Origin of the sequence: Nocardia sp. NPDC050718 (assembly GCF_040654235.1) — a bacterium.
In the GTDB taxonomy this organism is placed as follows: domain Bacteria; phylum Actinomycetota; class Actinomycetes; order Mycobacteriales; family Mycobacteriaceae; genus Nocardia.
Genome location: NZ_JBFAHQ010000002.1, coordinates 837171 through 850438, shown reverse-complemented (window position 1 = coordinate 850438; position 13268 = coordinate 837171). Strand labels below are relative to the sequence as shown.

Below are 13268 nucleotides of genomic sequence, written 5' to 3'. Positions count from 1 at the left end.
ACAGCAAGATCGGAACCGGGATCTCGTGGCGACGCTGCCTCCGGAGCCGACTACGGTTAACCCTGTCACCACCATTGCGGGGCCCACCCCAGTCTGTCGAGGAGCAGGACGATGAGCACTCAGTCTGTCGGGAACCAGCGGCACCGTGTGGTGGTGATCGGTTCCGGATTCGGCGGCTTGTTCGGCACCAGGCACCTGCGCAAGGCCGATGTCGACATCACCCTGATCTCCAAGACCTCCACCCACCTGTTCCAGCCGCTGCTGTACCAGGTGGCCACCGGCATCCTCTCGACCGGCGAGATCGCGCCCGCCACCCGGCTGGTGCTGCGCAAGCAGAAGAACGCGCAGGTGCTGCTCGGCGACGTCCACGACATCGACCTGGTCAACAACACGGTCACCTCGCGACTACTCAACCGCGACACCGTCACCCCCTTCGACAGCCTCATCGTCGCCACCGGCGCGCAGCAGTCGTACTTCGGCAACGACCACTTCGCCACCTTCGCGCCCGGCATGAAGACCATCGACGACGCCCTCGAGCTGCGTGCCCGCATCCTGGGCGCCTTCGAGCAGGCCGAGCTCGCGACCACGCAGGAGGAGCGCGACCGGCTGCTCACCTTCATCGTCGTCGGCGCCGGCCCGACCGGCGTGGAGCTGGCGGGCCAGATCGCCGAGCTCGCCGACCGCACCCTCGACGGCACCTTCCGCACCATCGACCCGCGCGACGCGCGCGTCATCCTGCTCGAGGGCGCGGGCGCTGTGCTCGGCCCGATGGGTCCCAAGCTGGGCGCCAAGGCGGCCAAGCGGCTCGAGAAGATGGGCGTGGAGATCCAGCTCAACGCCATGGTGACCGATGTCGACGCGCACGGCGTCGTCGTCAAGGACGCCGACGGCAGCACCCGCCGGATCGAATCCGCCTGCAAGGTGTGGTCGGCCGGTGTGCAGGCCAGCCCGCTGGGCAAGATGATCGCCGAGCGCTCCGAGGGCACCGAGGTCGACCGGGCCGGGCGCGTCATCGTGGAGCCCGACCTCACGGTCAAGGGCCACCCGAACATCTTCGTGGTCGGCGACCTCATGTCGGTGCCCGGCGTGCCCGGTCAGGCGCAGGGCGCGATCCAGGGCTCGACCTACGCGGCCAAGGCGATCAAGGCCGGGCTCAAGGGGCAGGCCCCCGAGGAGCGCGCGCCGTTCAAGTACTTCAACAAGGGCTCGATGGCGACGATCTCGCGTTTCGACGCCGTCTGCCAGATCGGCAAGATCGAGTTCAGCGGCTTCCTCGCCTGGCTGGCCTGGCTGGCGCTGCACCTGTACTACCTGGTCGGCTACCGCAGCCGGATCGTCACGGTGATCGGCTGGTTCGTCTCCTTCCTCGGCCGCAACCGCGGCCAGATGGCCGCCACCGAGCAGTGGGTCTTCGCCCGGTTGGCGATCGAGGAGGTCAAGTCCGACCGGGCCGACGCCAACGAGCTCGCGGCCGCGCTGGGCGCGCCGCCGGTCGGCAACAGCAAGCCCGCACAGGTGCGCGAGCAGCGCGAAGTCGGCTAGGTCCGTTCGTTCCGAAGGCCGGGTGGTGTCCGCACCGCCCGGCCTTCGGCGTATTCCGGGTTGCCATCGTTTCGGACCCATCCGTCGCCGAGCCGGGTCCGAATGCCGGACGTCATATGTGTGACCAATCCCCCGGACGAAAGGTGATCTATGGCGACGGGGAAACACAGGGCGCCGAGCCCGCAGCGACAGAAGGTGGGTTCGGTCGTCGCGGCTGGAGCGGTCCCCCTGGTCATGGCCCTGATCGGCACGGGCACCGCGAACGCCGATCCCGCGCAGACGGCGGTGACCCAGACCGAACATCCGGCCGGGCCGGAGTTCGACGCGGTGGCGCCCAACGCCACCCCGTACGTGGGCCAGCAGATGCCGGAGAACACGCGCAGTTCGCTGGCGTGGTCGCGGTCGGGCCCGGAGACCGACTACCTGTCCCCGGTGGGCACGCTGCACGCGCCGACCGCGGTCGCGCCGGTGCCGCCGATCCTGCCGCCGCCGGGACAGTTCCGCTTCGGTGACCAGCTGGTCCCGGTGCCGGACTTCGTCCCGGTCGACACGTCGATCCAGATCAACGACGCGGCGGCCAACACCGAGGCCAACCTCGCGACCTTCCTCGACTCGGTCGGCCTCGAGCGCAGCCGCTCGGACCGGATCGCCTCGGAGACCCTGGGCTCCGCCGCCCGTGGCGCGGCGGTCGGGTCGATGGTGGCCACCCCGTTCGCCATGATGGCGAGCACGGGCGGTGCGGTGGCCGGGCTCGTCGCCGGTATCCCGTTCGTCCCGATCGGTCTGGTCGCCGGTCCGATCCTCGGCGGGATGGCCGCCTACATGGCGGTGTCGGTGCCGTTCACGGTCGTCGGCGCCGGTGTCGGCGCGGCGGTGGGCGCGGCGGGCGGTTTCCTCGCGCCGCCGCGCGCGGCCGCGCCGGAAGCGATCGCCGACGACGCGGTGCTGGTCAGCGCCTGATCGTCGCTCGTGTGCGAGGGGAGCCGGGGTTCGCCCCGGCTTCCCTTCGTCGTTCTAGACCGGGACCGGATCCTCCGCGCCGACCGGACTGCCCGCGCGCAGGCGGGCACCGGTCCGGGTCGCCAGCGATCCCCCCGCGGCCAGCGGCAACCGGACGGCGTCGAGACCGCCGGACCAGGCGGGCCGGTCGTCCGGGTAGCGCAGTTCGCTGTCGAGCGCGCGCGCCGCGCTCAACCGGTCGTCGGTGGCCGTGCCCGCGCCGAGCGCGAGGCGATGCCGGATCAGCGGGAGGTCGTCGAGATCGGCGATCAGATCACCGCGCCACTCGCCGTCGTCCTCGCCGCTGCGTCCCAGCTGCACCCGCTCGCGAAGCCGCAACCGCGCGTCGGCGGCCACCCGCACGGTCGTCGTCGTGTGATGGCGCGCGCCACCGGCGACGATCGTCGGTTCCGGATCGAAGTCCAGTTCCGCGCCCGCGCCGACCTCGAAGCTCCAGTGCCCCACCGACATCGGCGTGCGCGCGCTGGGCAGCGCGATCGTCGCCGCCACCGACCGGACGATCAACCGCGCGCCCGGCAGCACGACGATGCGGATATCGAGCTCGTCGCCACCGAGCGGGGTCGCGGCGGTGCCGATCAGGTGCACGGTGTCCGCGCCGGTGTACCGCCCGGCCAGCCCGCCGACCGCGTCGATGCGGGGCAGCCTGCCCGGGGCGGCCACGATGCTCAGCTCAGTGCGCAACGCCGGTGGCCGTGTCCTGTTCGGCGGCCGCGCGCAGCTGCTCGCGCACCCACGCCAGCACCGGCGTGGCGGCGGGATCGTCGGTCAGCGACACCAGGGCGGTGGGGCGGCCCTCGCGCACCTTGGCGGCGTCGCGTTCCATCACGCCCAGATCGGCGCCGACCAGCGGAGCCAGGTCGGTCTTGTTCACCACCAGCAGGTCGGAGAAGGTGACGCCGGGGCCGCCCTTGCGCGGCACCTTGTCGCCGCCCGCCACGTCGACGACGAAGATCTGCGCGTCGATCAGGCCGGAGGAGAACGTCGCGGTGAGATTGTCGCCGCCGGATTCCACCAGGATCAGGTCCAGCGGCGGATTGGCCGCGACCAGGTCGTCGATGGCATCGAGGTTGGCGGTGATGTCGTCGCGGATGGCGGTGTGCGGGCAGCCGCCGGTCTGCACGGCGGTGATCCGCTCGTCGGGCAGCACCGCGTGGCGGCGCAGGAAGTCGGCGTCCTCGGTGGTGTAGATGTCGTTGGTCAGCACCGCGAGGGACAGTTCGTCACGCAGCTGCCTGCACAGTGCCGCGACCAGCGCGGTCTTGCCGGAGCCGACGGGGCCGCCGATGCCGATCCGCACCGCCTCGCCCGGCGCGCGGTGCCGCTTGGGGCGGTCGTGGCTGTGATCGTGCGGTTCGCCGTCGATCAGATGGGGCGGCATGGGAACTCCTTCTCGGGGGACGGGGATGTCGGGCGGCTACGAAGCGAACAGCGGCATATCGCGATCCAGGTGACGTTCGGCCAGCGCGTCCTGGAGCGGGTCGGACAGCGCGGCCGGGCCGGTGGCCGCCTCGGCGGCGATCCGGTCGCAGAGCGGGGCCAGCCGCATCGTGCCCGCGGCGATGGCGGCGGGATCGAGGGCGAGCAGGCGCTGCGCGGCGGTGGCCGCGCCGGTGAGCGTGGTGTAGACGACGACGCCGGCGAGCTGTTCGGGGCTCGCGCCGCAGGCGGCGCCGACCATCCCGAACACCGTCGACAGATGCGGCCGCACCCCGGCCCTGGCCCAGTCCTGTTCCGGCCACAACTGTTTGGCCAGGCGCAACAGGCCACGCCCCTGCGCCCGTGAGGCCGCCCGCGCGGCGGGCGACGGCGTCCTGGCGTCGGCCTCCAGCTCGGCGCGTTCGGGAGTCAGCGTCGCCCCGCAGACGGCGGCCGCGAGCGAGGCGGCGACGAGCCCGGACGTGGCGATCCGCCTGCGCAGGTACAGCTCGACACTCGCGTTGTCGCGCAACAGCCCTGACGACACCGCCTCCTCGACGCCGCCGGAGTGCACGTGCCCGCCGATCGGCAGGCGCGAGTCGGCCAGGGCGAGCAATGTCGCCAGGCCCGCCGCACCCTCGTTTCGCATCCGCCGATCCTATGCAACGGACCTGGACATCCGCCCGGTGAGGGCGGCCGGTGTCGCCGGTCACCCCGGCGGCCGGTCGTCGGTCAGCGGGCGGCGCGCGCCGACCGCCAGGCCAGCGCCGCCATCGCGATCAGCAGCAGCGCACCACCCGCGGTCGCGACATGCATACCGCTGACGAAGGATTCGCGCGCCGCGTCGATCAGGCCCGCGTCACCGTGCGCCTGGGCGATGGTCTCCCCGAGAGTGTCGCCGAAGTCACCCCCCGACCGGAACACCAGCGCCGCGACCGAACCGAGCAGGGCCAGGCCGAGCGCGTTGCCGAGCTCGAAGCTGGTCTCGGAGATGCCGACCGCCGACCCCGCCCGCTCGGCGGGAACGGCCGAGACCGCCACATCCGAGACCAGCGTGAACGAGATGCCGTAGCCGATACCGGCGATCACCGAACCGAGGACGTACCAGGGCAGTCCGCCGTCGACACCGACGCCGAGCAGCATCAGGTTGCCGACCGCCGACATCGCCAGCGCCAGGGTGAAGGTCGCCCGGACACCGAGCGCGCGCCCGACCCGGGCGCCGCTCATCGAGAACACGAATACCGCGATCGCCATCGGAATGCCGAGCAGCGCCGCCTGCAGCGGGTCCCGCCCGGTGACCGATTGCAGGTAGATGCTGGTCAGGTAGCTCATCGCGGCCAGCGACATCATGCCGACCAGGCTCGCGCCGATCGCGACCCGGAACAGCGGCCGGGTGAACAGGCTCAGGTCGAGCAGCGGCTCGCTCAGCCTGCGCTGCCTGCGGACGAAGGCCACCAGGACCAGCACGCCGATCGCCGCGATCCCCAGCGACGCGAGATCGAAACCCTCGGCGGCGAGGTGCTTGATCCCGTAGACGACCGGCAGGATGCCACCGATCGAGAGCACCACGCTGGGCAGATCGAGCGGACCGAGCGCGGTCGAGCGGTGTTCGGGCAGCAGCATCGGCCCGAACACCAGCAGGATCGCCAGCACCGGGATGTTGATCAGGAACACCGAGCCCCACCAGAAGTGATGCAGCAGCAGCCCGCCGATGATCGGACCGACGGCCGAGCCGCCGGCGAAGAACGCCGTCCAGATGCCGATCGCGGTCGCGCGCTGCCTGGCGTCGGGGAACAGGCTGGAGATCAGCGCGAGGCTCGACGGCAGCAGGGTCGCGCCGCCGATGCCCATCAGCACGCGCGCGGCGATGAGGACGGGGGCGCTGGGCGCGAACGCGGCGAGCACCGAGGCGAGACCGAAGATGGTGGCGCCGACGAGCAGGATGTTGCGGCGGCCGATCCGGTCGCCGAGGTTGCCCATCGTGATGAGCAGACCGGCCAGCATGAACCCGTAGATGTCGAGGATCCAGAGTTGCTGGGAGGCACTGGGATCCAGGTCGGCGGTGAGTGTCGGCATGGCGAGGAACAGCACCGAGATGTCCATCGACACCAGCAGCACCGGCAGCAGCAGCACGCCCAAGCCGAGCCATGCGCGGCGTCCACCGGCGACCGCGGTGGGCACCGCCGGGTCCAGCTTCGTCATTCCGACATCCTTCCAGGGGTTTGCGTACACCGTACGCGGGGAACGGGTACAGTGTACGCACCGAAAAGGAAAACGGAAAGCGAGTCATGGGATGACTGACGCGAAGCTCACACGCACCGCGATCGTCGACGCCGCGATCACCCTCGCCGACGCCGACGGACTCGACGCGGTGTCGATGCGCCGCATCGCCGATCGCCTCGACGTCGGCACCATGTCGCTGTATCGCCACGTGGCGAACAAGGACGAACTGATCGCGGCCATGACCGACGAGGTCGCCGCCCGCCACCCGTACCCGGACCCGACCGGCCGGGGCTGGACCTGGCGCGACCGGGTGCGCATCGCCGCCGAGATCGATTGGCAGCTCTACCAGCAGCATCCCTGGGTCCTGCTGACCTTCGCGGTCCCCCGCTACAGCTTCGGCCCGCAGGGCCTGACCAGCCTCGCCTGGCTGGTCGAGGGCCTGCGCGCGCTCGACGTCTCGGCCCGCGAGGCCACCACCATGGCGTTCACCGTCTGGAACTACATCTCCGGTGCGAGCCTGCCGGTGGTCGGCGGCGCGCTGCTGGCGGAGAAGCGCACCGCCACCGACGACGCAAACGGCCTGCGCGACCTCCTCGACGGCACCCCGTCGTTCCCCGTGCCCCCCGCGCTCGCCGAACTGAACGGCGCCGGGGTGAGCGATCTGACCTCCGAGGACCTGCTGTTCCTCGGCCTCGACGCCCTCTGTGACGGTTTCGCCGCCCGCGTCGACCGCCGCGCCGCCGCGGACAGCTGACTACCGCGCGCACCGATACGTCCCGATCGTCAGCTCCGCGCCGACGGTCCGGACGTCGGCCAGGCGCAGGGTTTTCGGCGCGCCGGTCGCGCCGAACAGCCGCTCACCCGCGCCGAGGACGCACGGAAAGGTCGTGAGGCGCAGTTCGTCGACGAGGTCGTGGTCGATCAGCGTGTGCACGAGCAGGCGGCTCGCGTACACCACGATGTCGCCGTCGACGGTCGCCCGCAGCCGCGCCACCGCGCGGACCGGATCGCCGTGCAATCGGGTCACGACACCCCAGCCGAGGTCGTCGACGGTCGACCCGACGACGTACTTCGGCAACGCGCGCAGCCGGTCCGCCCAGTCGCCGGGCCTGCTCGCCCAGCGCCGCGCGAACCACTCGTAGCTGCGCCGCCCGAGCAGCAGCGCGGACGCGCTCCGCGCCTCCTCGTCTTCGATCTCCGCCCATGCCCGTCTGGTCGCGTCGTCCATCCGCTCGAACCAGCCGCCGCGCGCGAAGCCCTCCTCGCCGGTGGGGTCCCGCACGACGCCGTCGAGGGAGAGATTCTCGCTGACCACGATGTGTCCCATGACGTTCTCCTGTGTTGTCGGCTACCACTGAGGCAGACGCCACGAGAGCGCGGAAAGGGGCGCGCCCCTTTCCGGCGGGCACCGACGTCGGTACAGGATGACCACCACACGAGAGGCGGGACCGGTGCAGGCAGATCTGCTCGCGCGGGCGCGAGCGGGCGACGGCGCGGCGTTCCGCGCGCTGACCGAACCACACCGCCGCGAACTGCTCGTGCACTGCTATCGCATGCTCGGCTCGTACCAGGATGCCGAGGACGCCCTCCAGGACATCCTGCTCGCGGCCTGGCGCGGACTCGGCGGCTTCGACGGTCGCGCCTCGCTGCGCACCTGGCTCTACCGGATCGCCACCAATCGCTGCCTGAGCGTGCTGCGTACGGCCGCCCGGCGCGAGGCGAAGGAGTGGGACATTCCCGGTGTCCGGCCGCCGGCACCGACCCGGCACGGCGAGGTCGTCTGGCTCGAGCCGTTCCCGGACGCGCTCTGCGACGCCGCGCCCCCGCCGGGCCCCGAGGTCCGCGTCGAGCAGGCCGAGTCGATGTCGCTGGCGTTCGTGACCGCGCTGCAGGTCCTGCCGCCGCGTCAGCTGGCCGTGCTGGTGCTGCGCGATGTGCTCGGTTTCCCTGCCCGGGAGGTCGCCGATCTGCTCGACACCACGGTCGAGGCGGTCAAGAGCGCGCTCAAACGGGCGCGTGCTGGCGTGCCGCGCCGACCGGACACCCCGGTCGCGGGCTCGCCGGCCGAGAACGCGGTGGTCGCGCGGTTCGTCCGCGCCTACGAGGCCGCCGATATCGACGCGGTGGTCGCGCTGCTCACCGACGACGTGTTCCTGTCGATGCCGCCGCTGCCGTTCGAGTACGAGGGTGCCGAGGCAGCCGGAGAGTTCCTCGGCGCGCTGTTCGGCGCGGGCCGCCGCTACGACCTGGTCCCGACCCGGGCGAACGGCCAGCCCGCCTTCGGCGCCTATCTGCGGTCGCCGTCGGGCCACAGTCAGGCCACCGGCCTGTACGTCCTCGGCCTCGCCGGTGACCGGATCAGCGCGCTGACCCGCTTCGAGAACACCGTCCTGCCCTGGTTCGGCCTGCCGCGCACCGTGCCGAAACGCTGACTTGACCTCGAGCGCTGTTCAGGTTGAACAGTGGTGGCATGCACGCAATCCGTTTGCACGAATTCGGTCCGGCCACCAACCTCCGCTACGAGTCCGTCCCCGATCCGGAGCCGGCGCCCGGTCAGGTGCGCATCGCGGTGGCGGCCAGTGGGGTCCACCTGGTCGACACCGCGCTGCGCCGCGGTGAACCCGGCCCGTTCCCCGTCCCGTCGCTGCCGACGGTGCCGGGTCGCGAGGTCGCGGGCACCGTCGACCGGGTCGGTGCCGGTGTCGACCCGGGTCTGCTCGGCACGCCCGTGGTCGCTCACCTGGGCGCCGCCCCCGGCGGCTACGCGGAGTTCGCGACGGCCGACGCCGACCGCCTGCTGACCATTCCCGACGGCGTCGATCCCAGCACGGCGGTGGCGATGCTCGGGACCGGGCGCACGACGCTGGGCATCCTGCTGTTCACCGAACTGGACGCCGAGAGCGTGGCGGTGATCCCCGCCGCGGCAGGCGGCATCGGCACCCTGCTCGTGCAGTACGCCGCGGCGGCGGGCGCGACCGTGGTCGGCCTGGCGGGCGGCCCGGACAAGGTGCGTGACGTCGCGGCGAACGGCGCCGATATCGCGGTCGACTACACGGCCGCGGACTGGCAGGCGAAGGTGCGGGCCCAGCTGGGTGGTCGGACCGCGACCGACGTGTTCGACGGCGTCGGTGGTGACATCGGTACCGCCGCCGTCGAACTGCTGGGCCCCGGCGGCAGACACCTGATCTTCGGCTGGTCCAGCGGCGCGCCGACCGCCGTCGATCCGGACACACTGGCCGCCCGGGGGATCACCTCCCGATCCGTGCTCGGTCCGGCGATGCTGGAACGCGCGGGCGGTGACCTGCTGCCGCTGTCGCAGCGGGCGCTGACCGCCGCGGCCGACGGTCTGTTCCGGCCCGCGATCACCGAGTTCCCCCTCGCGGCGGCCGCCAGAGCGCACGAATCCCTCGAAAACCGGTCGACCACAGGAAAAGTCGTGCTGATTCCCTGATTCACCGAATCCTTTCCCGGGGCTCGCCGAATGTCGTGCGGCGGTCTCGCGCGCGGTGGTGGAGACTGGAACCATGACCGACGCGCAGCCGTCCGCCGACCGTCGTCTCGCCGCCCAGGCGCTGGCGGCCGACGATCCGACCGGCTGGTTCGAACCGCTCTACGCCGAGGCCGCGGCGGGGACCTCGGTCGTTCCGTGGGACCGCGACGAACCCAATCCACTGCTGGTCGACTGGGTCACCACCACCTCGACGCCCCTGGGCGGCCGCGCCCTCGTCATCGGCTGCGGATACGGCGTCGACGCCGAATTCGTTGCCGCCCAGGGCATCCGGACCACCGCGTTCGACATCTCCCCCACCGCCATCCGCGGCGCCCGCACCCGCTTCCCGCAGTCCCCGGTCACCTACAAGGTCGCCGACCTGCTGCACCCGCCCGCCGCCTGGCTCGCCGCCTTCGACCTGGTGATCGAGTCGATCACCATCCAATCCCTGCCCCCCGCCGTCCGGGAAGCCTCGATCGCCGCCATCCGCGGCTTCCTCGCCCCCGACGCCACCCTCCTGGTCATCGCCGACATCGCCACCACTCCGGCCCCCGGCCCGCCCTGGCCCCTCACCCCCGCCGACATGAACGCGATAGCGACGTCCGACCTCACCCCGATCCGCGTCGAACGCCTCCCCCGCCCCGACACCCCCGGTCGCCACCGCTGGCGCGCCGAATTCCATCGCCCGGCCGTCCAGGGCACTCCCGCGACGGACCACGGCACCCCGTGATCACCCGGCTTGCGCCGCAGGCGTTTCGGTGGGCCGGCGCCACGCCGGGATCGTCAGGTAGGTCGCCGCGCGCAGCACCCATTCGACCGGTCCGTAGGGGTGACCGCGCAGCCACCACGAGCTCAGCGCCAGCTGGGCGGCGAAGGTGAGCAGGCCGATGCCGACGACGCCCAGCGGCGGGATGTCGTCGGCGAGGGCGAAGCCGTAGCCGGTGTAGACGACCATGAGCACGATCGACTGGCCGATGTAGTTCGACGCCGCCATCCGGCCCGCCGGCGCCAGGAAACCGGCGAAGCGACCGGTGCGGGCCGACTGGGCGAGCCGCACCACGACGGCGACGTAGGCGAAGGTCATGGCGGGGCCGACGAGATATTGCAGCCCGTGGATCAGGGCGGGGGCGTTCCACCAGCCCATGACATCGGCGAAGGTCAGCGCCGAGATCGGCAGGCCGAGGCCGAACCCGAGCACCAGCGCGCGGCCCGACCAGCGACGCAGCGTGTCCGGATCCTCGAACAGGTTCCGCTTGCCCGCCGCCATCCCGAGCAGGAACATGGCCAGGCTCGGGACGCCCTGGGCGAACCAGATCAGCAGCAGGAACACCGGCGCGAGCGCGGTCTGCGCCGCGAACGTGCTCGCGAAGCTGCCGGTGTAGTCGGCGGCGAGTTTCGGCAGGTCGAAGAACTCACCGAGGGCGAGAATGCTCGTCTCACCGGGCAGGAAGCTCCACACCGACCACACCGTGTAGAGCACCACCCCGGTGATGACGGCGGTCCGCGGCCGCAGTTTCCGCAGCAGGATCAGATGCAGGCACAGGAACGCGTACAGGGTGAGGATGTCGCCGATCCACAGCAGGTACACGTGCACGAGCCCGATCGCCATGAGCGCGGCGCACCGGCGCAGCAATCGCCGGGCCGGCGCGGCGCCCGCGCGTTCGGCGGCCGCGATCTGCAGGGTGAACGAGTACCCGAACAGGAACGCGAACAGCAGATAGAACCGGCCGGTGAACAGCGCGTCGACGGTGGCGCGCACCAGCTGGTCGGCGGTGCCGTCGAACAGCGACACGGGTTTGTCGCGGGGTCCGGTCGCCGACCACAGCGTGGTCGCCACGATCAGGTTGGTGATCAGGATGCCGAACAGGGCGAACCCGCGCAGGATGTCGACCTCGGCGATCCGTCGACCGGAAGATACTGCGGGCGAACGCGTTCCGAGTGCCTCAGCCATGGGGTGAGCGTAGGCGTCCGGGCGGGTCGGCCTCGTCCACCGAGCGGGCTATTTCCGCACGCGACCTGCGCCGCACCCGATCCACCCTGCGGCGTATTGACTTCCCGCACCGGACCTGTCACGCGGCCCACCTAGACTGCGGGCGTGTCGCACCCCACCCCGGCCGGGCCCGCACTGGCGGCCGCCGTCGAAGCCCTGCACGCCGACCTCGCCCGCTGGCTGGGCAGCGCCGCTCCGGTCGAGGTCTTCGACCGTTTCGCGGCCGCCCAGCACCCGGATTTCACGATGGTCACCACCACGGGCGCGGTCCTCGCCAGGGACGACCTGCTCACCGGCCTGCGCGGGGCCCGCGACGCGCAGCCCGGCCTGCGGATCGCGATCACCGAGCTCGAATGCCTGCTCGACGACGGCCACACGGTGGTGATCCGCTTCCTCGAACGCCATCTGCTCGGCGACGCCGCCACCGCCCGCCGGGTCACGGCGGTCCTGACCACCGGCGACCCGACCGGGCAGCCGCGCTGGCTGACCGTGCACGAGACGCCCGTGGCCTGACCGGCTCGCCGCGACCGCGGTGCCACAATGGGACACGACCAGGCTCGTGCAGGCACTCGCAACCACCACGGAGGCGGACATGCAGGCAGTTGTGATCGACCGGTTCGGCGACCCGAAGGACGTGCTCACCGCGCAGGAGGTACCGCCGCCGGAGCCGGGACCGGGCGAGGCGCGGATCGCGATGACGCTGTCCCCGATCCACAACCACGACCTGGCGATCATTCGCGGTGTCTACGGCTACCGGCCGCCGCTGCCCGCGATCCCCGGCACCGAGGCGGTCGGCGTCGTCGACGCGGTGGGTCCCGGCGCGGGTGGGGTGGCGGTGGGCACGCGGGTCGCCGCCGCGGGTGCGCGCGCGGCCTGGGCCGATTTCGTCGTCGTCCGGGCCGACCAGGTCGTCCCGATCCCGCCCGAGGTCCCCGACGAGACCGCCTGCCAGCTGCTGGCCATGCCGCTGAGCGCGCTGATGCTGCTCGACGATCTGCACGTACAGCCCGGCCAGTGGATCACCGTCAACGCCGCCAACGGCGCGGTCGGCCGCCTGCTCAACCTGTTCGCCCAGCAGCGCGGCGTGCGGGTGCTCAGCCTGGTGCGCGGGCCGGACTCGGTGCGGGCGCTGGAGCAGTTCGGCTACGGCCCGGTGATCGACACCGAGACCGAGGGCTGGGCGGCCCGCGCGGCCGAGGTCACCAACGGCGAACCGATCGTGCGGGCGGTGGACCAGGTCAGCGGACCGGCCGCGGGCGCGCTGATGTCGCTGCTGGCGCCGCGGGGTGAGCTGATCTCCTTCGGCGCGCTGTCGGGTCAGCCGCTGATCATCGACACCGGCGCGGTCATCTTCAAACAGGCCGTGGTGAAAGGCTTCTGGGGCCAGCAGCGCGGCAGCGAGATCGATCGCGCCGACTACGTGCGCCTGATCACCGAACTCGTCGGCCTGGCCGCCGCGGGCACCCTGCGGCTGGACGTGCAGGCCGAGTTCCCGCTCGACCGGGCGGGCGAGGCGGCGGTCGAGTCCGAGACCCCCGGCCGCAACGGCAAGGTGGTGCTGCGCGCGGGCGCCCGCTGACCCCGCTA

14 protein-coding genes are annotated in these 13268 nt (G+C 72.0%); 8 read left to right on the top strand and 6 right to left on the bottom strand.

The window, feature by feature from the left end:
• The first annotated feature begins 111 nt into the window (after positions 1 to 111).
• A complete protein-coding gene (locus tag AB0H54_RS13420) occupies positions 112 to 1542 on the top strand; it encodes an NAD(P)/FAD-dependent oxidoreductase (protein WP_355275719.1) in 1431 nt (476 codons plus the stop codon).
• 150 nt (positions 1543 to 1692) lie between these two features.
• Complete coding sequence (locus AB0H54_RS13415; RefSeq protein WP_355275721.1) at positions 1693 to 2502, top strand: hypothetical protein; 810 nt, start codon at positions 1693 to 1695, stop codon at positions 2500 to 2502.
• 54 nt (positions 2503 to 2556) lie between these two features.
• Here the strand turns inward: AB0H54_RS13415 and AB0H54_RS13410 are convergent, their stop codons facing one another.
• The 4 genes from AB0H54_RS13410 to AB0H54_RS13395 all read right to left on the bottom strand — a co-directional run bounded on the left by AB0H54_RS13410 (position 2557) and on the right by AB0H54_RS13395 (position 6180).
• Complete coding sequence (locus tag AB0H54_RS13410) at positions 2557 to 3243, bottom strand: urease accessory protein UreD (protein ID WP_357345390.1); 687 nt, start codon at positions 3241 to 3243, stop codon at positions 2557 to 2559.
• Positions 3233 to 3940: an urease accessory protein UreG gene (gene ureG / locus AB0H54_RS13405; RefSeq protein WP_355275724.1), complete on the bottom strand. Its 708-nt coding sequence runs from the start codon at positions 3938 to 3940 to the stop codon at positions 3233 to 3235. Before ureG ends, AB0H54_RS13410 begins: the two co-directional genes overlap by 11 nt.
• Before the next feature lie 36 nt (positions 3941 to 3976).
• Positions 3977 to 4627, bottom strand: a complete 651-nt coding sequence (locus tag AB0H54_RS13400; protein ID WP_355275726.1) for an urease accessory UreF family protein — start codon at positions 4625 to 4627, stop codon at positions 3977 to 3979.
• An 83-nt stretch (positions 4628 to 4710) separates the two neighbouring features.
• The gene (locus AB0H54_RS13395; RefSeq protein WP_357345388.1) at positions 4711 to 6180 is read right to left on the bottom strand and encodes an MFS transporter; all 1470 of its coding nucleotides are present in this window, start codon (positions 6178 to 6180) and stop codon (positions 4711 to 4713) included.
• Positions 6181 to 6271: 91 nt separating this feature from the next.
• Between AB0H54_RS13395 and AB0H54_RS13390 the strand changes: the two genes are divergently transcribed.
• Positions 6272 to 6955 carry a TetR/AcrR family transcriptional regulator gene (locus AB0H54_RS13390; RefSeq protein ID WP_357345386.1) on the top strand — a complete coding sequence of 228 codons (684 nt, stop codon included), beginning with the start codon at positions 6272 to 6274 and terminating at the stop codon, positions 6953 to 6955.
• On the opposite strand, the gene AB0H54_RS13385 is transcribed toward AB0H54_RS13390, so the two are convergent.
• Positions 6956 to 7528, bottom strand: a complete 573-nt coding sequence (locus AB0H54_RS13385; protein ID WP_357345384.1) for a dihydrofolate reductase family protein — start codon at positions 7526 to 7528, stop codon at positions 6956 to 6958. It lies immediately after the preceding gene.
• Between the two features lie 97 nt (positions 7529 to 7625).
• Here AB0H54_RS13385 and AB0H54_RS13380 point away from each other — a divergent pair, with 97 nt between their 5' ends.
• The 3 genes from AB0H54_RS13380 (at position 7626) to AB0H54_RS13370 (ending at position 10421) form a co-directional block, all read left to right on the top strand.
• A complete protein-coding gene (locus AB0H54_RS13380) occupies positions 7626 to 8633 on the top strand; it encodes a sigma-70 family RNA polymerase sigma factor (RefSeq protein WP_357345382.1) in 1008 nt (335 codons plus the stop codon).
• Between the two features lie 38 nt (positions 8634 to 8671).
• The gene (locus AB0H54_RS13375; RefSeq protein WP_357345380.1) at positions 8672 to 9652 is read left to right on the top strand and encodes a zinc-binding dehydrogenase; all 981 of its coding nucleotides are present in this window, start codon (positions 8672 to 8674) and stop codon (positions 9650 to 9652) included.
• 73 nt (positions 9653 to 9725) lie between these two features.
• A complete protein-coding gene (locus AB0H54_RS13370; protein WP_357345378.1) occupies positions 9726 to 10421 on the top strand; it encodes a methyltransferase domain-containing protein in 696 nt (231 codons plus the stop codon).
• Here the strand turns inward: AB0H54_RS13370 and AB0H54_RS13365 are convergent, their stop codons facing one another.
• The gene (locus AB0H54_RS13365) at positions 10422 to 11642 is read right to left on the bottom strand and encodes a DUF418 domain-containing protein (RefSeq protein WP_357345376.1); all 1221 of its coding nucleotides are present in this window, start codon (positions 11640 to 11642) and stop codon (positions 10422 to 10424) included. It abuts the gene before it with no gap.
• A gap of 144 nt (positions 11643 to 11786) precedes the next feature.
• Between AB0H54_RS13365 and AB0H54_RS13360 the strand changes: the two genes are divergently transcribed.
• Both AB0H54_RS13360 and AB0H54_RS13355 read left to right on the top strand, forming a co-directional pair.
• Positions 11787 to 12194 carry a hypothetical protein gene (locus tag AB0H54_RS13360; RefSeq protein WP_357345374.1) on the top strand — a complete coding sequence of 136 codons (408 nt, stop codon included), beginning with the start codon at positions 11787 to 11789 and terminating at the stop codon, positions 12192 to 12194.
• A gap of 79 nt (positions 12195 to 12273) precedes the next feature.
• Positions 12274 to 13260, top strand: coding sequence for a zinc-binding dehydrogenase (locus AB0H54_RS13355; RefSeq protein ID WP_357345372.1), 987 nt, complete (start codon positions 12274 to 12276; stop codon positions 13258 to 13260).
• Positions 13261 to 13268: the final 8 nt, after the last annotated feature.